The 21,621-nt window shown below is 50.5% G+C and carries 20 protein-coding genes; 6 read left to right on the top strand and 14 right to left on the bottom strand.

Annotated elements, in window-relative coordinates:
- Positions 1–65 precede the first annotated feature (65 nt).
- Genes ACZ520_RS17040 through ACZ520_RS17025 form a run of 4 tightly spaced genes read right to left on the bottom strand, consistent with a single transcriptional unit; the run spans position 66 to position 4,924 of the window.
- Complete coding sequence (locus ACZ520_RS17040) at positions 66–1,073, bottom strand: hypothetical protein (RefSeq protein WP_464126689.1); 1,008 nt, start codon at positions 1,071–1,073, stop codon at positions 66–68.
- Between the two features lie 17 nt (positions 1,074–1,090).
- Positions 1,091–2,236, bottom strand: a complete 1,146-nt coding sequence (locus ACZ520_RS17035) for a BamA/TamA family outer membrane protein (RefSeq protein ID WP_464126687.1) — start codon at positions 2,234–2,236, stop codon at positions 1,091–1,093.
- Positions 2,237–2,278: 42 nt separating this feature from the next.
- The gene (locus ACZ520_RS17030; RefSeq protein WP_417868122.1) at positions 2,279–2,842 is read right to left on the bottom strand and encodes an outer membrane beta-barrel protein; all 564 of its coding nucleotides are present in this window, start codon (positions 2,840–2,842) and stop codon (positions 2,279–2,281) included.
- A gap of 33 nt (positions 2,843–2,875) precedes the next feature.
- Positions 2,876–4,924 (bottom strand): carbohydrate-binding family V/XII, encoded by a 2,049-nt coding sequence (locus tag ACZ520_RS17025; RefSeq protein ID WP_464126685.1) that lies wholly within the window; start codon positions 4,922–4,924, stop codon positions 2,876–2,878.
- Positions 4,925–5,161: 237 nt separating this feature from the next.
- On the opposite strand from ACZ520_RS17025, the gene ACZ520_RS17020 reads away from it, so the two are divergent.
- The 4 genes from ACZ520_RS17020 to ACZ520_RS17005 are packed head-to-tail and all read left to right on the top strand — an operon-like array spanning position 5,162 to position 11,871.
- On the top strand, positions 5,162–6,745 hold the full coding sequence (locus ACZ520_RS17020; protein ID WP_417868124.1) for a YiiX/YebB-like N1pC/P60 family cysteine hydrolase: 1,584 nt from the start codon (positions 5,162–5,164) through the stop codon (positions 6,743–6,745).
- Positions 6,746–6,754: 9 nt separating this feature from the next.
- Positions 6,755–7,966: a hypothetical protein gene (locus ACZ520_RS17015; RefSeq protein ID WP_464126683.1), complete on the top strand. Its 1,212-nt coding sequence runs from the start codon at positions 6,755–6,757 to the stop codon at positions 7,964–7,966.
- Entirely contained in the window at positions 7,963–10,017 is a 2,055-nt protein-coding gene (locus tag ACZ520_RS17010; RefSeq protein WP_464126681.1) for a phospholipase D-like domain-containing protein, read from the top strand. Before ACZ520_RS17015 ends, ACZ520_RS17010 begins: the two co-directional genes overlap by 4 nt.
- A gap of 60 nt (positions 10,018–10,077) precedes the next feature.
- Positions 10,078–11,871 (top strand): M3 family oligoendopeptidase, encoded by a 1,794-nt coding sequence (locus ACZ520_RS17005; RefSeq protein ID WP_464126679.1) that lies wholly within the window; start codon positions 10,078–10,080, stop codon positions 11,869–11,871.
- Here the strand turns inward: ACZ520_RS17005 and ACZ520_RS17000 are convergent.
- The 10 genes from ACZ520_RS17000 to ACZ520_RS16955 all read right to left on the bottom strand — a co-directional run bounded on the left by ACZ520_RS17000 (position 11,864) and on the right by ACZ520_RS16955 (position 19,265).
- Entirely contained in the window at positions 11,864–12,433 is a 570-nt protein-coding gene (locus ACZ520_RS17000) for an N-acetyltransferase family protein (RefSeq protein WP_464126677.1), read from the bottom strand. The two genes, ACZ520_RS17005 and ACZ520_RS17000, sit on opposite strands and share 8 nt — an antisense overlap.
- A gap of 108 nt (positions 12,434–12,541) precedes the next feature.
- On the bottom strand, positions 12,542–13,168 hold the full coding sequence (locus ACZ520_RS16995; RefSeq protein ID WP_088563991.1) for a glutathione S-transferase family protein: 627 nt from the start codon (positions 13,166–13,168) through the stop codon (positions 12,542–12,544).
- 12 nt (positions 13,169–13,180) lie between these two features.
- Positions 13,181–13,978: an ABC transporter permease gene (locus ACZ520_RS16990; RefSeq protein ID WP_088563992.1), complete on the bottom strand. Its 798-nt coding sequence runs from the start codon at positions 13,976–13,978 to the stop codon at positions 13,181–13,183.
- Positions 13,979–14,791 carry an ABC transporter permease gene (locus ACZ520_RS16985; RefSeq protein WP_416480769.1) on the bottom strand — a complete coding sequence of 271 codons (813 nt, stop codon included), beginning with the start codon at positions 14,789–14,791 and terminating at the stop codon, positions 13,979–13,981.
- Positions 14,748–15,578 carry an ABC transporter ATP-binding protein gene (locus ACZ520_RS16980; protein ID WP_416479854.1) on the bottom strand — a complete coding sequence of 277 codons (831 nt, stop codon included), beginning with the start codon at positions 15,576–15,578 and terminating at the stop codon, positions 14,748–14,750. The genes ACZ520_RS16985 and ACZ520_RS16980 overlap by 44 nt, the downstream gene beginning before the upstream one ends.
- A 22-nt stretch (positions 15,579–15,600) precedes the next feature.
- Entirely contained in the window at positions 15,601–16,131 is a 531-nt protein-coding gene (locus ACZ520_RS16975) for a hypothetical protein (RefSeq protein WP_088563995.1), read from the bottom strand.
- Between the two features lie 127 nt (positions 16,132–16,258).
- Complete coding sequence (locus tag ACZ520_RS16970; RefSeq protein ID WP_088563996.1) at positions 16,259–17,065, bottom strand: endonuclease/exonuclease/phosphatase family protein; 807 nt, start codon at positions 17,063–17,065, stop codon at positions 16,259–16,261.
- Between the two features lie 50 nt (positions 17,066–17,115).
- Positions 17,116–17,640 carry a GNAT family N-acetyltransferase gene (locus ACZ520_RS16965; RefSeq protein ID WP_088563997.1) on the bottom strand — a complete coding sequence of 175 codons (525 nt, stop codon included), beginning with the start codon at positions 17,638–17,640 and terminating at the stop codon, positions 17,116–17,118.
- A gap of 87 nt (positions 17,641–17,727) precedes the next feature.
- On the bottom strand, positions 17,728–18,765 hold the full coding sequence (locus tag ACZ520_RS16960) for a class I SAM-dependent methyltransferase (protein WP_088563998.1): 1,038 nt from the start codon (positions 18,763–18,765) through the stop codon (positions 17,728–17,730).
- On the bottom strand, positions 18,765–19,265 hold the full coding sequence (locus tag ACZ520_RS16955; protein WP_088563999.1) for a hypothetical protein: 501 nt from the start codon (positions 19,263–19,265) through the stop codon (positions 18,765–18,767). Before ACZ520_RS16955 ends, ACZ520_RS16960 begins: the two co-directional genes overlap by 1 nt.
- Positions 19,266–19,393: 128 nt before the next feature.
- On the opposite strand from ACZ520_RS16955, the gene ACZ520_RS16950 reads away from it, so the two are divergent.
- Both ACZ520_RS16950 and ACZ520_RS16945 read left to right on the top strand, forming a co-directional pair.
- Positions 19,394–20,002, top strand: a complete 609-nt coding sequence (locus ACZ520_RS16950) for a DUF4442 domain-containing protein (RefSeq protein ID WP_374031391.1) — start codon at positions 19,394–19,396, stop codon at positions 20,000–20,002.
- Between the two features lie 11 nt (positions 20,003–20,013).
- Positions 20,014–21,621 carry a carboxyl transferase domain-containing protein gene (locus ACZ520_RS16945; RefSeq protein WP_374034216.1) on the top strand — a complete coding sequence of 536 codons (1,608 nt, stop codon included), beginning with the start codon at positions 20,014–20,016 and terminating at the stop codon, positions 21,619–21,621.

The following is a 21,621-nucleotide window of genomic DNA, read 5'->3' as shown; positions in this document are numbered from 1 at the left end:
GTGCCTTTTGAAGAAATTCCAAATAGTGAGGCGATGGCCAGAAATAGAATCAGCATTTTTTATTCCTAAAAGCGATAGTTGACGTTGAGGGTCTGATTCTCTTTGTTTTCTGAAAAACCAACTTCCAGCACGGCCGACCATTCTGAACTTAGTTCCCAGTTGATTCCGGCAAGCGCATTCCAGACGTCCAGCGGCTGTTGGGACATCCGGTAACGGACGGTCACGTTTTCACCGACATTGGGATCTCCGGCAAGGGGCAGTTCGTAGTGTCCGGTCAGATTGACTTTTGTATTCAGATAATTCGCGCCAGCATAGAAGCCGAACTTTCCGCTGCGCGGAGTGCGGTAATTGTAGCCCACCCTTGGAATGAAGCTGAAGGCGGTGATGTTATCTTCAGATACATTCACGTTGGTGATCACATAAGTTATGGGGGCGGCGAAAAACCAGTCCTTGTAGCCACTGGCCAGCAGAAGGCCCAAGCCGTAATTATAGCCGTTATAATCAATGGGCGCGACGGCAGAAAAGTAGCCCTCGCAAAATGCCGGTGGGGACCCGCCCGAACAAAGATTCGGGGTGAAAAAGTCATAGAGATCCGCTTTGGCAATTGAAATAGGAACTGTGCCGGTTCCTTTGACCGAGCCCAGAGTGACAAAGGCATTCAGGAACGGAAAGATCCAGGCATCGAGCTTTGTTTGCCAACTGGTGTTGTCGACTTTGGCTCCGGAAAAATCAATGAAGTCGATGTTTTTATAAGGAACATCCTTGCGAAATGCGACTTCCATGGATTCGATGCTGAACCCCTGATTCTGATGAAAGAATATCAGGCTGACTCCGTAGGGCAGCGGCAGGCTGAAGCCCCTGTCCAAAGCTCTCTGCCCCAGAAATGGCAAGGCATGGTCCCAGGTTCTTTCGCTTTCGCTGTCGGGATGATAGGCCGGATAGGGTTTCCCTTGAATGGCATTGCCAGGTTCAAGGACACGATCCCGGGTGGCTTCTTCAGCCGTTTTTCCTGCTGCAGGATGAAAGCAGAACAGAAGTGACAAAGCTGTCATTATCAAATGGATGGAATTCACGTCCGGCCTCCTTCATTTTAAAATGACTGCCCCACACTGAAGTAGTAACTGATTCTCTGGTCGCCATAGGCGGTATCAAAACGGAAGTCGACTGGATTTTTCTGAGCGATACGAAAACGCACGCCCAGACCGCCGCTTCCCAGAAAGGCGGCGCCTTCAAAGTCAGAAACTTTTGGGGCCAGTTGTCCGGCACCCGCGAAGGCGACACCGCCCCAGCGATCCGTGAAACGATAGCGATACTCTGTTTGTGCGGCCCACATCATCTTGTCGCGGTACTTGCCGGTTTCATAACCGCGCAAGTCGCCGCCCTGACCAAACATGCTCAGGCTGTAAAAGGGGACTTCGCCATAAGCAAAGCGCGCCATCAACCGATAGGCAAAAACGGAAAATGGTGCCATTTGCAGATACTGATTCCAGGAAATTTTGTAGGTCTGGTAAGTGGAATTGTCGTGCAATTCCTCACTGTGAAATTCAGCCTGCAGATCAAACAGGGATCCTTCCGTCGGATAGAAGCTGTCATTACGGGTGTCACGTTCAGCTTTCAGGTTCGGGGCAATGAAATCTGTTTTGGCGACGATTTCCTCCGCCAGGACGCCGGGGATGTTCTCTGATTCTATGTTGGTCGTGATTTCAGCGCCGATAAGCTCAATTCCCAGAAAAAGTTTATTGGTGACCTGCTTCATCAGTCTTAGCCCGGCAAAGTCGACTTCCTGTTTCAGGGGAATGGAGATGTCCTGCTTGTTCTGATCGTAACCGACGCCGTAAAAGTCGTAAAAGACTGTGGCCTTTCCAAGTGCCAGTCCCACGCGCCATTCGTCATTGGCAAGCTTTCCTGAATAGGCCAAACCTCCTCCGTAGGAATGTTTTTCGGTGTAGAATGCGCCACCTCCGACAATAGAAGGCGGACTGTCGTCATCTTTCAGAGTAAAAATGTACTGGGCCATCAGCGCAAGCCCCCATCCCTGACTCGGATTCAGGAAGGGAATTGGGGCAATGACAAACTCATTCTGGTCTTTTTTGTGAAAGGCGTTGAATGGCGTGGGTTGCGCTGCGTTCACCGGCAGAGCTTTCTCGTCGTCCAGTAAATTGGAAGACTCGTCCCAATGCAGACGAGTGTCCTCTTCGGCAGAAGACTGTTGAGCTTCTGCCGAAAAAGAAATCATCCAGATGAGAACGATCAGAGATAAAGATTTCCGCATTTTCGATTAATCCATCGAGTACGTCAGATTCAGACCCACGGCCTTATAGTTGCCAAGGCCCTTTGCCACGGCACCGTTGGCGCCATCAATATAGAAGTTAAAGCCGAACTTTGGCGTGGCTTTAAACAGGACACCAAAGATAATCGGGAAAGTCGGAGTGTCCACATCCTGGACCTGGCAGGAGTCACTGCCCGAGCAGGATTTCGAAATATTGATACTGGTGTGGAAGCCCATATACATACCGAACTGCTCTCCGGACTTGATCAGGATATCCACCGGAATATCCAGATAGTCCAAGTGGAAATCAATTGTCTGTCCGGTGATGTCACTTTCTGATTGCAGCGGTCTTTGAGTATATAAAAGCCCCGTGCGGAAATGAACCGGTCCTTGCTCCATCGGAACATGGACAAACACGCCCCCCTGGAAACCGACTTGCGAGTTGGCCGAAAAATTCAAACCCGCGACATCGCCTGCTTGCTGGCGGGCTCCCAGCTCGATGCCCCAGTCCATGGCTGCCATCGAGGGGGACGTCAACAGAGTCAGAGCCAAGTAACAGAAAATCTTTTTCATAGTCATGGTGCACTCCTTTTATTTGTTATTTATTTATCTGCGGAACCCACCGCCATGGAAGCCTCCTGCCCGGAAGCCCCCTCCGCCTTGAAGCTGCGGTCGTCCTGAGAAATCCCGGCCTGTGGGCGGACGGGCCATCTCACGTTGACTGTCGCGGGAACCATGCATTCGATCCAGGTCTGCCGTGTTCTTGCGATCGACGTTTTCCCAGGAGCCCGGACCGATATTTTTCTGCCAGCCCGAATCGGTGCGGCGATAGACCTGGCCATCGTGGGTGGCATAAATATTTGAACTGTCATTGCCGCGAATGAACTTGGTCTGACCGATGGTGTTGGTGGTGATGCCATGCCCACCGGGCCCTGAGATGACGGTGTGACGACCCCAGTTGGTGTAGGTGTTGTTGATATTAATGTTCACGAAGGTCGGACCGTAACAGCAGTATCCCCAACCCCACGGGTACATGAGTGAACCCATTGAAAAGCCCATAAAGAATCCGGCTTCATAGCCCCAACCGTAACCCACACCAAAACCGTAGGTGCTGGGGGCGGGGTACCACTGACTGCCGGATGTGTAAGAGTCATAGTTGTAGCCGGTTCCATAAACGATGGTGCCATCCGCCGAAACAAAAGTGCCGTGATATCCCGGAGTGTAACCCACCGTCACTGTGTCTGAGGTCGATCCATAAACGTGCACATAGGTGACATAGTAAAGGGGCGAAGAGGCGGGAATTTTGTAAATCTGTTCTGGAACGGCCAAGGCCACCTGCCAAGGGCCTTGGGCTGAAGTGGATGTGAACCACACTCCATCCTGCACTAAATAGAAGGATTCACTGTTAACTTCAATCAGCGGACTGTTGCAGTTTTGCGCATACTTCAGGCCGGTTTCGGGAATGGACTGCCATTTCACCTTGCCATCGCAGGAGATGTCTTTGGGTTTGAGATCTCTTTTCACCTGAGCTGTTTGCGGGATCTGACTGACAACGACAGCTTCCTGGGCCTGCGGCGTGCCCGGCACAGAGACCAGCACTTCCGCGACAGGGCTTTTCAATGGGATTCTGGCAAAATCCTTGGGAAGCTGTTTGCCGCTGACATAGCTCCACGGTCCTTGAAGACTGGCAGAACGGAACCATCTTCCCGAGACCAGGGTGTAATAGTTCTGGTCTTTGGAATCTATAAATATAGAGTTCGGTGAGTTCGACATGTATAGCAGTGCGGTGCCATCGACTGCGGCGTACTTCGGTTCCCCTGTGCTTTGCAAAAGTTCCGTAGGCTTAGTGGCTACAATTATTTCAGGTGTGACACCAGGCTGATAAAGCGGTTTGCCGTCGGCGGTTTTGCCTTCCAGTGGATCCACCTTTTTGGCTTTCACGAGTTTATCTTTAATCATCACAAATTTGGAGGTGGGACCGGATTTGGAGACCTTCCAGGGGCCCTTAAGTTCGGGGGCTTGAAACCATTTTCCCAACGCCCAAAGATAATAGTCTTTTGATTTTTCCTGATGCAGAAACAAGGCGCTCGAGTTCAGAACTCGTTTGACCTCTTTGGCGCCGTCGGATGCGGTCCATTGGGGTTCGCCCGAGATCATAATCAGGATCGACGGCTGCGAAGCGAAGACAAACTCAGGGGGCTCGTTATGCAGTTTGGGTTGGGGCAGGCTGGCGCCCGAGGCCACCGCCAGATTGTCGACCAAAGTCCGGTAAGAAAATGCCACGGTTTTACCGTCGAAATTTTTTTCGATTTCTATCTGTAGGTCGTTGTTGGTGATATTGGCCGTCGGTGCCTGAAGGTTCTTGATGCGGAAGCGGCTGAGTTCGACCAAATCAGACTCTTTGTTGATGGCTGCTTTTGCTTCTATTTTACAGCTCCCATAATAGTCTTTGCCCTCCCTTCTTAGTTTGAAGGCGGCGCGGGCCTTGATGTCGTTGTGGCTGAGGGATTCTACCTGAGGCTGATACATTTCGATGGTTTGATTATTGGTGAGCTTCAGCTCCAGGGGCCAGGTGCGGGTTTGTTCCGGTTTGTTTTGAGCTATTACCCAGGGCGAAAGAACCATAATAAGAAGAACTGCGATCCAGGACTTCATGGGGATGTCTCCTCTGATTGATAAATCAAAGTTTATCAATATGAAGAGGGTCGACAATTCAGCCGCAGAAATTACAGTGGTCTAGGTTTACCAATTCGCCACTGTTACCAAGTCCAGCAATGGATTTATCGGTGTCCTTTTGCACTGGTCCTCTGGGCCAGATTTACTGTCAGTAAACATGTTTAAAGCGAGAAGTTAGTCCTCCTCAGATAATCTGATCGTATGGAGGGAAATCCCATGCGTTTCGCTATTGTTCTGTTGTGTGCACTCACAGCATTTGTTGGCGCTTGTTCTTCGTTCAAATCTTCTCAGGAAAGAACGCCAGCAGCGACCTATTATGTAGATCCCCAATACTATGACCTGCAGGTTTTGATGGCCGAAGCTTTGGACTTCCGCGCCACCGCCCTGCGCTTTGCGGATGAAAAGAAGTTGGGTCAAACGGGCGACGTGTCCTTGAGTCGTTCTGAAGGGGAATGGGTTCGCGCCATGGGCGCAAATTATCTGGAAACGCGCAAAAAACTGATGGATCTGGCGATCGCTGAAGGCGAGTATTTCGCAGGTAAAAATCAGGTGAAGTTGACGCCGTATAAAGGCACCAAAACAGAGAAGAAAGACCGTCATGTTCGTAAGGACACCTACGAAACTTATAATGTTTTGAATGTGGATCCAAAAGATGCTCAGGGCGAAAAACAGATTTTCCGCATGCAGATGGCTTTGGCTTCCGCATTGCTTCTGATGGACAACTATCTGGTGGCCATCCAGCCGTTTAATGACAACTCTTCTTTGCGTTATGTTCTGAACTATGACGTTCCTCAAAAACGTGCGTTGCAGGCGATTGCGGATTCTTATTCCTCCACCAGTCGTCGTGACCAGATCGAAGACGCGATCAAGTTCATCGACTCGGTGATGGCTTGGCGTCGTGCTAACGGTGAAAAAACCAGTCCGGAAGAAGCCCAGCTTTACACCCTTACTCAGTCCAGTATCTGGTACCTGGCAGTTAAAAATGACAAGACCGGCACAGGCTTTAAAGACGCCATTGCCAATCTGTGGAATCGCCTGACTTTGCGTGGAAAACGCGGTGTTCGTGCAGTTTCTTACGGGATGAGCATGGGCTTCGGCAACATGGTCGGCCTGGTAGAGACTCGCAAAGGTTATCTATACAATATGTCTGAATCGGAGAAAGCCAATCTGATTGCAGAAATGAAACCGCTGGACATTCTGATGGAGAAAACTCCATTCCGTCTGACCGACAAGATGATCCCGGGGCACTACGGCCACGTGGCCATCTGGTTGGGAACTGAAGAGCAACTGAAAGACCTGCAGGTTTGGGATCAGATCCCGGCAAAAATTCAGGCGAAAATCCGTTCCGGCCACCGCATCGTGGAAGCTTTGCGCCCGGGTGTGGAATTGAACACTTTGGAGCATTTCCTGAATATCGATGACTTCTTGGTGGTTCGTGACACGCGTTCCAACATCACGGATGAATATCGCCGCAAGGCCATTTTGCAGGCGATTGCCCAGATCGGGAAAGAGTATGATTTCAACTTCGACGTTCATACGCACACGCGTATCGTTTGTTCTGAGATCGCCTATGTGGTCTTTGGTGACGTGAAGTGGCCGCTGGAAGAAACATTGCGCCGCTACACCATCAGCCCGGATAACGTGGCTCAACTGGCTATCGGAAACCAGAGAACCTTTGAACCGGTGATTATGTATTACGACGGCAAGCGCGTTTACAAGGATCTGCCTTATTCTTTGGGCCTTCTGCTGAAAGCCGACGATCAACACTACGCTGAATTTAAAAAATTCCAGAATCTGTAGGAAGTAATCATGAAGATGACGATGAAATCCGCTTTGATTGCCTGCACAGCCCTGATGGCTGTGCATTGCACCCACAAAGAGGTGCGTGAACCAGCCAGTGAAAAAAAGTACACGATCTCGGATGGGCAGACTCAGGCATTGGCTGATCTGATCGGGGGGGATTCCCCTTTGAAGCCGTATCGTCATCCGATGAAGATTTCTTTCCACACCAATGGCGACCAAAAGTATCTTTCTGAAACGGCCCGCAAGGCTCTGAATCAAGCGATCATTGAAACGCTGGGTGTGGAAAATCCGGAACAGGGCCTGGCTAAACTGGCGGTAGGAAACCTGAAAGACGCGATGATCGAAAACTTTGTAAAGACCATGCGTGTTTACAAGATCATCAACACCGGACTGCAGGTGGATCTGACTTTCCTGCCTCAGCCGAATCAAAAGAATGATTATGCGACCGAGTTGAACAGCAATCAACTGGTTCGCTTCAATGAAACCGGCGCATTGAGCTCCAAGTGGGATCAGTTGGAAAAGTCCACCGACACCGGCACTGTTTATAATAACTCAGTATACATTCCGGCCACCCAAGGAAAGGCCGACTATATCGGTGGTACGGTGACCTTTTATGTTGAGATTCTGGATACCCGTCCCAAGTTCGGTCTGCCGAGCATCAAAAAGAACGGCGTCAAGGGCTTTGCCCGTTATCGCCGGTACTATCGCCTGAACCGTGAAGTGCAAAAGTCAGTAACCTGCGAAGGCTTCACACTGTCGGCTAAAAAGGCCGGTGCCGGAGTGCCGTTGTTCTACACGGTGGATCTGTATAAGAACTTCAGTCTGAAAGACATCATTCCGACGGAAGAAACCATCGAAGTCTTCCCGGGCCTCGTGGCCTCGAACAATGAGGGACGTTCTGAATTGATGCCGGATAAATACGAAAAAACCGGCAAGTCCATTCCAACGGGTCAGTTCCTGGTGGAAAGTAAAAAGTCCTTTGTGGAAGAGATCAGCTTCAACCTGGAAAAGATCGTTTACGACCTGAAAGAGAAAAAACTGGATCGCGATCGTTCCCGCGTCAAGCTGGTGGAATACTATTCTTCCCGTGATAACGACAATATGGCGAACGAGACCCAGGCGCTTTATTCTGCGCGCGTCCAGTACCTGAAAAAATGTGAGTCATCGATGGAGAAATTCCTGCATCTGGATGCTCTGGTGAACGGAGGTGTCCTGTGAAAAAGACCCTGTTGATTCTAAGTTCTGTGGTTTTTGCCTCCACTGCGGTGGCGCAAACGGCACAAGTGTCTTTGAAAGAGCGCATTGCTGCCATGGACTACTATAAGAAAAATCATGACATGATGTTTGCGGCAGAAGCCTGCCGTCGTCCAGAGACTTTGCTTCAGGAAATCAAAAAGCTCCCGGCGTCCGAGCAGACCAAGGCTCGCGCTTTTGTGAAAGCCAATGATTCCATCGTGCCGGAAAAAATCCTGCTTCCTTTGGTTTATTGGAAGTTTGTGAAAAAGAATGCGGCAAATGAAGGCAAGGTGATGCAGTACTGGCTGCAGATGCGTTTGCAGGCCCTGCGTGACTATGCTGATAATCCTTTGGTTAAAGATAAAGCGGCTCAGAACGAAGCCCGCTCTTTGATGACTTCGTGGGCTGGGGCTTCCAACTTGAGTCTGACCAGTCGCGAACTGACCGAAAATTTGCAAAAACGTTTCCCGCAGATGGACCCGTACTCTTTGTCGGCGGGGGGCTTTGTCCCGGGCAACATTGTAGAGCTGGTCAGTCATAACGAGATATCTCCGGAAAGAATCCAATGGTTCAATGACCGCGTGATCTTTGCCGGTGGGGTACTTGATTTCAGTCAACCTTATATGAAGATGCCTTTGCACAAGGACGATGACGGACATCCGTCTTTCAAAGACCCAATGTTTGCAAAAATCCGTGACATGATCCTTTCCGCGAAAGAGTCGGTGTTCATTGATATCTTCCTTTTTGGCGGAACGATGGGTGGAACTTTGAGCAAGTTCCTGCTGGATCAAACAGTGGAAAAGAAGAAAGCCAATCCGAACTTCAAGGTGTTGTTGCTGCATGATTATGCCACAAACTACAACATGAAGGACGAGATGATGCCGATCTTTAAGTATATTAAAGACCGTGCGGCAACCGATCCTGGTCTGAAGGGTTCTGTGTACCTGCTTCAGGCCAACATTCAGCGCCATCCTCCTGGGATTCCGTTCGGTATCACGAACCTGGTGCCGAAGACGGAAGAGACTTTCAAAGCCCTGGAAAAGCGCAACACTTACTACGAATCCAAGATCGATCATAGCAAGGTGATCGTGGTGGATCCCGAATCTGATGCGCCTCAGGCTTATTTTGGTTCCAAGAACTGGTCTGATCACAGTGGTGGCTATTACTATGATAATGCCCTTTATGTGAAAGGCCCTGCCGCAGCGTTGGTTCAGGCCGCTTACTATGATGATGTCGAAGCGGCGTTGACGACAGATCCGAACGAAAGAAAATGGTTCTATTACAAGGAAGAGGGTTACGACAACGCAGCTTATCTTAAAAACCGTGATCAGATTCTGGCGTGGTTCCGCGTTGACAGAACTTCGTTCCCGGCCGTGGGAAATCAGTCTGTACGTCTGGCGGAAGCCAATGTGGATGGGAAAATCAAAGACACCCGCAACATGCTGGTGGATATGATTATGAAAGCCGAAAGCCACATCTATATGGAGCATCTGTTCATTTATGACAAGTACATCAACGATGCCCTGATGAAACGCAAGGCGCAGGTTCCGGGTTTGAAGATCCGCATTCTGGCTGACCACAACGGAAACTTCAGTTTGGGGGGATTGCCAAATACGTTGTACTTGGATCAGTTGCTGCGTCATGGGGTTGAAGTTCGTGCCCGCCGCACTTTGGGTATCGAAGCGAAGTTCCCTAATGGAAAAACACAAGGCTATCACCAGGAAAATCACCGTAAGATTACTTCCGTTGATGGCAAAGTGATGCTGGTGGGTTCTTCGAACTTGAATCCGGACACTTTGCAGGGAAGTTTCCGTGAATTCGGAGCACAGTTGTTTGACCAAAAAGTCATCGGTGGCTTTGAAGAAGAATTCCTGGATGCGTGGAGTGACGACAAGCTTGTCGGCCCGTTCTATGAAGGTGAGCATCTGCAGTTGCAGGTGATGGGTAAAACCCTGTCGCCGGAACTAAGCAAGATCATCAATGATCTGGGTTCCACGGTGCTAAGAGCCAAAGACGACATCGAAAAGCGTTAAAACTAAAAAGGGCCTCAAAGGCCCTTTTTGTTTTTCGGACCTTGCGGTAAGATCAGTGCCATGGAAAAAATGGCTTGGAATCTTGAATCTGAATATCCGTCTTACAACTCTCCTGAATTTCAGGCTGAATTTGATCTGGTGAAATCCAAGGTTGATCAGCTTGAAAAGGACGTCAAATCCCTGAAGACTCCGTTTGAAAACGAAGTGGAAAAAATCCAGAAGATCTGGATCGACGTGGAAGCCACCCAGATTTTGGTTGGTAATATGTCGACCTTCCTGAATTGTCATCTGTCGGTGGACAGCACCCTGAACGAGGCGCAAGCCAAAAAGTCTGAGGTGATGGCGCTGAATTCGCATATGTGGCAGATCCTGATCCCGGTGGATAACTTTATGAAACGTTGTTCAGAGGAAACTCTGAACAAGATTCTTTCCCACCCGGAACTGACACCAGCAAAATTTGACTGGAGCCAGGAACGTACACAAAAACCATTCATGCTTTCTGATGAAGAAGAAACTTTGTTGCAGGCACTTTCAATGCCGGGCTTGCATGCGTGGGGCGAGCTTTACACCAACTTGAGCGGCACCATGCGCTGTGAAATGAAATTCAAAGACCGCACAGAAACTGTGGGCCTGGCGAAGGCATCCGCATTGATTCGCAGTCAGGATGAAGAAACCCGCCGTGTGGCGTGGACCTCCATTCAAAACGCATGGACCACGCACAAGGAAACAGCAGCATCGATTTTGAATGCCCTGGCTGGCTGGCGCCACGAGGTGATCAAGAAACGTTCTCAAGTGAAACCGGCGCACTATCTGGATCAGTCCCTGTTCTATAGCCGTATCACCCAAGAAACTTTGGATGCGATGCTGACGGCTTGTTATGAAAACGTCGATATGTCCCGCCGTGCGAATCTGGCGATGGCAAAGCTGATGGGTAAAAAGTCTTTGGACCCTTGGGACTTGCTGGCGCAAAGCCCGATTTCAGCCTCCAAATCAGAGCGTAGCTATGAAGAAGGCTTGAACATGATCAAGGATGCCTTCGGTCAGGCTTCACCAGACATGGCGCAGTTTGTGGACATGATGGCTGAAAAACACTGGATCGAAGCGCGTGTTCTTCCGAACAAACGCAACGGCGCTTATTGCACCGGCTTCCGCAAAAAACGTGAACCACGCGTGTTTATGACCTACATGGGTTCTAATAGTGATATCTCCACCTTGGCTCACGAACTGGGGCATGCTTATCATTCCTGGGTAATGCGCGATATGCCAATTGCCGAGTGTGGGTACCCGATGACGTTGGCTGAAACGGCCAGTATTTTCTCGGAAACCCTTTTGCATGATGTGCTGTTGACCAACTCCAAAACCCGTGAAGAAAAGATTGAATTTGCGTGGGGTGAGATGGAGCGTGCGACGGCATTCCTGCTGAATATCCCGGCTCGTTATGACTTTGAAAAAAGCTTCTATGAAATGCGTGAAAAGCGCACGGTCAGCGCCGATGAACTGAGCAAATTGACCGATGAGGCGTGGAGCAAGTGGTACGGCAGCACTTTAAGTGCGAACGACAAGATGTACTGGGCGACAAAGCTGCATTTCTCGATGTCCGGAATCAGCTTCTATAACTATCCGTACACGTTCGGTTACCTGTTCAGCATCAGTGTTTATGCCCGTCGTGAAGAGCTGGGTAAGGACTTCATGAAGACTTACGTCAATATTCTGCGCGACACGGGTCGTATGACGGCGGAAGATCTGGTGCAAAAGCACCTGGGCGAAGACATTCGCAAACCAGAGTTCTGGAGAAAATCCATCGCGGTCATTAATCGCAAAATTGAAGAATTCGAAAAACTCGCCCTTAGCTAGGGCGAGCTCTTAGATCCAGTGACATGGAAATGTCATCGGTGAAAATTCCATCGGGTTGGCGATAAGCTTCGCGCAAATAGCCAACCTGCTGGAATCCCAGTTTTTTATACAGTTTGAACGCCGGTTGATTCGCACTCATCACGTTCAGTTCCAGAAAGCTCAGGCCTTCAATGCTTTGAGCGACTTCAATCAGACGACGCAATAAAGCTTCGCCCAATCCCTGGCCGCGATAATCATGATGCACTGACATTCCCAAACCCGCGCGGTGCCCGCGTTTGCTGTCTTTGAACGCCACCATGTTGGTGATGCCGATGATGCGGCCCTGGTGTTCAGCGATGATCAAAGCGCCTTTGGGATCTTCGTTGGCATCGGTAATCCACTTTGTTTGGGTTTCCACGGTTTTCTTTGCTGCGGATTCCGGAGTGGTCAGAATGTAAGGGGACGTGGGCAGAATTTCCAGAAAGGCATTTAACAATGCCTCAGCCTCGCTGACCAAAGCAGGCCTCATAATGATGGAATCGCCGCTTTTCAGTTGAATGGTGCGGGCTTCATGCAATGCCATTTGGACCTCCTTTGGTGATCTTTAAGATCGGCGAAAAGAGGCCTCAGGACAAATTAATAAATTTGATGGAGCCTCTAAGGAAAATGCATTCCCCAGAGGCTGTACGATCTAGTGAGCCTGAGCAGAGGCGCGCAGTTTATCCAGCTTTTGAGCGGCGGGACGGCTGGTACAAAGTCCCATCCATTTGTTGATTTCAGGATAAGCAGACATGTCGAATTTCAGGGCGTATAGCAAGCCCGCCACCGAAGCCACATTCAGATCCGCTACGGTGAAACGGTTGCCGACAAGGTAAGTCTTGCCTTTAAGGCCGGCTTCCAATGTGTTCAGATAAGTTGGCAGAACCTTTTTCGCGTCTTCGATGACTTTGGGATTTTTGAATTCATCCGGGACAAACAAAGCCTGAATCAGCCAGTTCACGGCTGGGGTTTGCAAGTCCACCAGGGCCCAGAAGCTCCATTGCATAATGTGGCCTTCTTCTTCCAGATTCTGCGGCGCCAGCGGGCTGTTGTGTTTTTTTGCCAGATAGTTGGTGATCGCCATGGATTCCCACAGTACGTATTCACCGTCGATAATTGCCGGGATTTTTCCGTTCGGATTAATCTTCAGATAGTCCGGGGACTTGTGCTGCTTTTCGCGCATGTTCAAGGGCACCTGTTCGTAAGGCAGGCCCAGCTCTTCAAGCATCCAGTAGCAGCGCCCGGCGCTGGACATTGGGGATCCGTAGATTTTAACCATGTGAATGACTCCTTAGGAACTTGCGCTGGAATAAAAACGCAGGGCAAATTTCCAAAACTTGTTTGTTAGATAAATCAAAATTCCCGAAAGCACCACCACCCACGCAAACAGGGCGAAATCCGGCGGCTCCAAAAGAGCGCGGGCCGGAACGCTGGCAATCACACCCACCGGCAGGGCGGTCAACAGCATCCATTTGAACCACGGAACATAGATCGAATCCGGGCGCATCCCCAGGCGATAGATCTGATACCAGATGAATTGCAGGTTTTCGGAACGGGCAAAGATCACCGCGGTGGAAGCCATAAAGAATCTCATGGCATACAATGCCACCAGTCCGCACGGAACCAGAAGCAGCAGCCAGAACAGGCGCAGCCACTCAAAATTAGAAAGCTGGATGATGCTGTAAATGAACCAACTGGAGGCAATAATCAGATTGCCGATCATCGCGGTGGATGCTTTTTGCAGTGAAATCATGAACTGCGAATTAATGGGCTTTGCCAGCAGCAGATCCAGATCGCCTTTGCGCACTTTTTCAGAAAACTGATCCAGGTTCTCGGAAAGAATGATCATGTAAAGGCCGTCGACGACAAAAACCACACCCAGGAACACACGCATTTGTTCCAGATTCCAGTCGCCAATCTTGGGCGTATGACGGAACAAAACCTCAAACGTCATGATCTGCGCCAGATACCAGAAGATATCTGTCGCAATGCGGGTGATAAAGTTCACCCGGTATTCCAGGTCCGCAATAAAGCTCGTGCGGAAGAGGGCGGCGTACAAAGACAGGTATTTCTTTAGCGTCTGAAACATTTAAGCCCCCGTTCCGGTGTACACGTTAACACCTTTTCGCCACAGCCAGGCGCCGATAAGATTCACCACGACGATGCCGACAGTGACAGAGGCAAAGGACTGCCAGACCGTGCCGATTTCCAGCCGTCCTGTCAGATATCCCACGGGAACATAAACCCCGGCACTGAAAGGCAGGGCAATCATGATGGACTTCAGCGGTTCCGGCATCAGATCCAGCGGGAACAGTTCCCCGGTCATCAGCCACAGAGCCAGATTTTTCGCTCCGGTCACGGCATAGACCTTATTCAGGTAAAAGGCGCCGGCCGCGATCACAAAGCTGATCGAATGAACCAGAATCAGATAATAGAATTCCAAAGCGAATGCCAATGGCAGACGTTCAAACTTGGTCGGAAGATCAAAAATAAAGATCGCGATGAAAGGCACCAGCATCGACACCAGAGTGGTGATGAACTTGTATCCCATCAATTGCGAGAAATAGTATTCATAGAAAGTCATCGGGCGCACCAGCAGGCTGTTGATGCTTCCGGAATCAATTTCCTGAATCATACGGTATTCATACATCCAACTGGTGCAGATGCGCGCAAAGAACGCGCCCCACATCGCGTAGGCCAGATAATATTCGCGACCGAAGCCCGCAATTTCGGTGGCGCCCGCCCCTTTAAAGACGGCAAACCACAAAAGGATTTCAATCCCCGTAGTCAGTGTTGGCTGAACAATCGCATCAACGAAGTAATTCAGCCGGTATTCAAGATTGGACAGAATCGCGAGCTTAGCGAACGCGAGATTCCGCTTCCAAAAAGCGGCGAATGACATCTTCAAAATCGACCTCTTCGTTTTCAGCCAGTTCAGTGTTGGATTTGGTTACGAACTCAGGAACCGTGCCCTGATAGACGATGTTGCCTTTGCTGATAAGAAGCAACTTGTCAGCAAGCTTGGCGATATCGTCCATGTAGTGACTGGTCAGAATCACGGTTGGTTCTTTTTCTTTCACGTACTGATCCAGGAACTCACGAATGGTCTCCTGGGCCACGATGTCCAGGCCGATGGTTGGTTCATCCAGGAACAGTACTTTGGGTTCATGTAAAAGGGCGCCGATGATTTCCATCTTCATGCGCTCTCCCAGACTCAGGCGGCGAAGCTGTGTGTGCAGGACGTGTGTGCACTGAAGCATCTCGGCCAGATGGTCCACGCGCTTTCGGGCCTGTGCCGGATCCAGATCATAAATACGCGCCAGCAAAGAATAAGAATCCGCCGGAGAAATATCCCACCACAGCTGATTTTTCTGCCCCAGCAGAATGCTGATCTGGCGCAGGAATTCGTTTTTGCGCTCCCACGGTCTGAAACCCAGGACCCGTGCATCACCACTGGTGGGAGTCACCAGGCCTGAAAGCATTTTCAGTAAAGTGGTTTTGCCGGCACCGTTGGCACCAACCAAGCCCACAATCTGGCCGGATTCAATTTTTAAAGTGGTTTTGTCCAAAGCAACTTTGGAGACATGCTTACGATTCACGAAGCCCTTCAGGGAATTGATAAATCCTTCGGGCTTCTGGTAAGTCTGATAGACGCGGGAAAGGTCGGTGGTTTCAATTACGATCGCCATGTCGGCGACTATAACCTAGATCCTAGTCGTTGATAAAAGAAAACTCAGCGTAACGTTCTTCATCACTGAAGAATGTTTTTTGATCCGCAGATACGTAGCTGCCTTCGATAATACGGCCTGCTTTGCAGTTTTTCAAAGACTCGCGTTTGCCGTTGTAGTCGCAGTCACCCACGTACCAGGCTTTTTCGGAATACTTGATTTTGTAGCCGATCAGGCGGGCGCCTTTGTAGAACGCCAGGACCTCGTCCAAACGAGTGCGGCCGGCCGCGTGATAATCGCCCTCCAGAATCGTGTCGCCCCAAACCTGAGCTTGCTCCACTGCGATGGCCTTCAGGTTGTCGCGGGTGGGATCGTTCAGTTTGTTCATGCGGGTTTTCTGGCTGTAAACGATCTGGTGGGAATAGTTGGATTTGCACGGCTGGGTCTGGCAAGCGTGCTCGTAGTGAGCCGCTTCTTCGTAGAATTTGTCGCCGTTCGGGCCCATCTGATCAGCCATCGCCAAAGAGGAAACGAATAGCCCCAAAAGTGCTGTGACTGCAGTTTTCAAAGACATAGAAACCTCCTGTGAGGTGAATATGCTCCGAAATCGAGGAAACTTTTAATACATACAAAAGAACTTATTATACAAAAAATGAATCAACCGGAGGCCGATCGCGCATAACGAAGTCGGCCCGGGAAGGCTATTTCAGACGGAACGAGGCCGAAAGGGGCTTGTGATCCGAGGTTTCGATATTGTTGTGCAGGGTTGTGGAAGTGGCTTCCAGCCCGCGGACGTAGATGTGATCCAGTTTGAACCTGCGGTTGTCGTTGGCAAACGGCAGCTTCTTCATCTTGAGTTTTCCAAGGATTTCATCAAGATAGGCCAAGCGTTCGCCATTCCAGGAATTGAAGTCCCCGGCAAAAATCAGCGGACCGTCGTGTTTTTTCAGGAAAGCCGCGACCTGTTCGATCTGCTCGCGGTTGTGTTTGTTGGCCACGAAATTCAAACCGTGGATGTTCGCAACCCACAATGTGAACGGGCTGTTGGCGATGGCGTATTCGCTGACCAGCACCATTTTCGGGGTTTTGATCACGGGTTCGCGACCCGGGCTGCGCAGGAAGTGAACCATGGACGGGCGCGCGTAAGAGCCATTCATGACGCCGGTCTGATCGCCGTCTTTTTCCAGGAAGCTTGTGGCAAAATCCCAGCAATAGTTCTTCTGGCGCAGGATCACGTTCGGAACGTAAGAATCAATCATGCCTTCCTGAATCAGGATCAGATCGTTTTTGGGAACAAAATATTCAAAGTCGCGGGCCCAGCGGTCTTTGGCTTCGGCTTTTTTGATGTTCCACACGAACAGGTCAAAGTTGGACGGCAGAAACTCGTGCTGGCATTGGCCAAACTGAGTGTGAACGTCTTTGTCTGCGGGAATTTCGTTTTGAACCTCTTCGGCGAACGCGAATGAGGACACGGACAGGGTCAGCGCCAGGATCAATCCCTTGATCATTTTTTGCTCCTTGCAAAAAAAGCCCCTCATCAGTGAAGGGCTTTAGGATTTTAAACTTTCTTTTCAAGGACTGTGAACTGCAGTCCTTCGACTTTCGGAATTCCGAAGCGTTCATCACCGTAAGGGAACGGCTTGGTTTCCTTGGTGTTGCGGAAGCCATGCTTTTCGTACCACTTGATCAGCTCTGTGCGAACGGAAATCACTGTCATGAAAATGGTAGTACAATCCCAGAATTGCGCAAGAGCCTCTGACTCATTGAGCAACAATTTTCCGAGTCCTTTCGACTGTAATTCAGGAGCCACGGTCAGCATGCCCAGATACATTTTTGAACCTTGTTTTTCGACGTGGACACAACCCAGAAGATCACCGTTGTCGTCATCTTCCGCCACCAAAATCACGGACTCTTCCTTGTCGATCAGTGCCTGAATGCCTTCAGCATCCACACGCTGTCCGTCCAACAAGTCAGCCTCTGTCGTCCACCCTTGTTTGGAACTGTCCCCGCGATAAGCGGAATTAACCAGTTCAACCAAATCTTCAATGTGACTATGATCAGCCTGAGTAAATTCAATATGCATAGCTTCCCCCAAAAGGTACCTGCTTACTTTTGCATAAACGGTGCGTCTAGCGCGATGCTTATGCAAAAGTAAGCAGGTACCTTTTAGTTACTTCTTTTTGGTGTAGATGAAAAGCTCTTTGCCTTGGCGGCGGGGGATTGATTTTTGCCAGCGGCCCCAGAAGATGGGGTGGTAGTGGTTTTTCAAACGCTGGCGCAGCTCCCACTCGGTGCCGCCGTAAGGTGGGCCCTGGCGTTTTTCGAAGGTGAAGAACACGCCCATCAAATGGCCGCCTTGGACCAGCACGCGGTTCCAGATTTTGACAAGCTCCTGACGGCGTTCCGGATTGATGGCGCAGTAACAAGTGTGTTCAAACACGACATCAAAGGACTGGTCGAAATCCTGTGGCAGCTTGAAAAGGTCCGCCTGCACAAAGTTCAAAGTCGGCAGATGGCCGTAAAGTTTTTTAGCGCGTTCCAAAGCCAATGGGGAGATGTCGACGGCCGTGACAAAGTGGCCGGCCGCTGCAAACAAAGCCGCATCATGACCTTCGCCACAACCCAAAACCAGCACGCGCGACCGGCTGATTTTCAGTCGGGGAATCATGTCTTTCAGGGCTTCAGCGGGTTCGCCCAGATTCCAGCCCGGATTTTCTTCCTGCTGGTAGATCTGACTCCAGTAGGTTTCTTTTTCGACGTCTTTGTGGGATGGCCAGTAAGCCGGGATGTCGTAGGTTTTGCCGTTGAATTCGATGAAGTCGTCGCCGAATTCTTCAAGCAAGTTGAAGAACGTGGCCTGGGCCTTGCGGGACATCACGAACGGGATTTTATTGGCGGCATAACCGTGAAAGCGGTCCCATTCGTCCAAAGACAACGATTCCAGATCGAAGGCATAATGAACGCCATACGGAAGCAGGATTTCCCAGGTTTTGTCATCTTTCAGATTTACTTGAGCGGCTACGTAGGGTTCGTCGAAGGCTTCAACGATCACCGGGACATCGCCGAAGGTGGAAAGCAGAGTTCCGCCTTCGTGAATTTTCAGATTTTGCAGGATTTCCTGCCCCACAATCGGGTCTTGGATGCGAACCTCGCGGCTCAGAGCAAAACCCTCTTCATCAATCTGGATGAAATTTGTGGGAATAGCCATTAGTGGCCAGGAGTTGCTGTTGGAGCAGGAGTCGGAGTCGCAGTGGCTGCCGGAGTCGCCTCTGGAGCTGCTTCAGTTGTTGCTTCGTCCGCACCCGGAGTGATTGTGGAACCTTCAGTGAAGACCACGATATCATTGGTGGTTTTTACGGATTGCAGAACCCATTTATCCACGTTTTCCTGATCAGAAACATCACGGTAAAGAACCGCTTCGCCTTCGATCACTTGTTCCATGGTTTCGCCGTCTTCAGCCACGTCCGTGAACTTGTAAGCAAACACCGCACGAACCTTGTTGTCGCTCAGGGTTTCAGTCCACAAACGGGAGATGGAAAGGTCTTTGGCGTGTGGCTTTTTTGCAGCCAGAGTCTGAGTGATAAGTTCAGCCAGTTTTACCTGAATGCCGGAGTGCGTCTCAAATCCTACGGCTTGGGAAGTGTGGATCACGTTCCAGGTCCAAACCAAGGCAGCAATGAAAATAACCAGGCTTACAATTTTCTTCATCTCTAGAGTCCTCTCTCCATTTACTCAGTGTGATAAAACTGACATCGCTATCCGAGCATGATATTCAGTTTTTTTCAACACTCGCACAGAGAGGGTATCTCATGAACCAACAATGGCTGACAATCTTAATGTCAAAGGGGATTGAGCTGGAGCAGAACCTGCGTCAGCAGTTGCAAAACGCCAAAGACGGGCTGAAGTCCCAGCTTGAAGAACGGGGTATTCGTCTGAGTGCCGCGGACCTGGCAGCCTTGCTGGAAGAGGTTTCTCCGAAGGCCTCTCATGCTGCGCTTAGTTATGCGCTGGATATCGTGCGCCCGTTCTCGGCAGGCATGGGTCTGAGAATTTCTCGCTTGTCAGACACGCAGGTGGAAATGGTGGTTCCGGCCCGCACCCGCAACCTGAATGAAGTCAAAACTATGCACGAGGGGGCTTTGGTTACGGCGGCGATTGAGGCGGCCAAACTTCTGTGGATGCGCCATGCACCGATGGGGTCTTTTGAAATCAACGTGACCCGTATTGAATCTGAATTGTTCAAAGTCACCAGTGAAGAGTGCCGTGTGCGCATGGAGCTTCCTGAAACAGTCCGCGAAGTGGTGCTGGCGGAAGTCCGCGATCACCGCGAAGCCAAAGCCGAGGTCGAGCTGAAAGCCTTCGACAGCAACGATCAGGCCGTGGCGGAGTTCCGTTTGCATTTGAGTTTTAAACACACTCCGGCTTTGCCCGGCAGTGAGGGATAGTACAAGGTTCTATGGAAATTTTAGAGACAAACATTGATTCCAGTTCCAGTGATTTCAAGCTCAACCGCGAGGCCATGCTTGGTATCGTCAACGAATGGCGTGAACGCGTAAACCTTGTGAAACAAGGTGGCGGCGAAGACGCGACTAAAAAACACAAATCCCGTGGCAAGCTGACGGCGCGTGAGCGTATCGAGGCATTGGTGGACGGCGGAACCGCGTTCCTTGAGTTCTCAACACTTGCGGCGTGGGACATGTACGAAGGCCAGGCACCGGGTGCGGGTGTGGTCACCGGTATCGGTGTTATCCACGGCACTGAATGCGTGATCGTGGCGAACGATGCGACGGTCAAAGGCGGCACGTACTTCCCGATGACGGTGAAAAAGCACTTGCGCGCGCAAGAGATCGCTTTTGAAAACGGTCTGCCATGTATTTATCTTGTCGATTCCGGTGGCGCCTTCCTGCCTATGCAGGCGGATGTTTTCCCGGATCGCGATCACTTCGGAAGAATCTTCTACAATCAGGCCCGCATGTCGGCCGCCAACATCCCGCAAATCGCGGTGGTGATGGGTTCTTGTACCGCGGGTGGCGCGTACGTTCCGGCGATGAGTGATGAAACCGTGATCGTGAAAGAAAACGGAACCATCTTCCTGGGGGGGCCTCCTCTGGTGAAAGCGGCGACCGGTGAGGTTGTTGATGCTCAGGAACTGGGCGGGGCGCAGGTGCACTGTGAAACTTCCGGTGTGACGGATCACTTTGCGGAAGATGACGAACACGCGATTGAAATCACCCGTTCCATCGTGGCTCACCTGAACCACAAGCGTGCGGTGCAGTTGAAGACTCTGCCTGTGGAAGAGCCATTGTTCGACCAGAAGGAACTTTACGGGATCATCCCGAAAGACAGCCGCACTCCATTTGATGTGCGTGAGGTGATCGCGCGCATCGTGGACGGTTCCCGCTTCCATGAATTTAAACCGCTGTACGGTAAAACTCTTGTAACGGGCTTTGCCCACATCTGGGGCATGCCGGTGGGTATTATCGCCAACAATGGTGTGTTGTTCAGCGAAAGCTCTTTGAAAGCGGCGCACTTTATCGAACTGTGTGAACAGCGCGAAGTGCCTTTGATTTTTCTGCAAAACATCACCGGCTTCATGGTCGGTAAAAAATATGAAAACGAAGGTATCGCCAAACACGGCGCGAAGATGGTGATGGCCGTTTCCAACGCCCATGTGCCGAAATTCACCGTGGTGATTGGTGGTTCTTACGGTGCCGGAAACTATGGTATGTGCGGTCGTGCTTTCCAGCCTCGTCAGTTGTGGATGTGGCCTAACGCCAAGATCAGCGTGATGGGTGGCGAGCAGGCAGCCAACGTTCTTCTGACTGTGAAAATGGATCAGATGGCGGCGAAAAAACAAACGATGTCTGCTGAAGAGCAGGCGGAATTCAAACGTCCAACTTTGGAAAAATACGAAAAAGAAAGCGCTTGTTATTATTCTTCAGCGCGCCTGTGGGATGACGGGATCATTGATCCGGCGGACACCCGCCGTGTGCTGGCACTGGGGATTTCCGCAAGCCTTAACAAGTCCTGGGGTGAAAAAACTCAGGGCGTCTTCAGGATGTAA

This window comes from Bdellovibrio sp. BIS2 (assembly GCF_055398295.1).
Note: the sequence above shows the minus strand (reverse complement) of the source record. Positions and strands in the feature narration are given on the sequence as shown.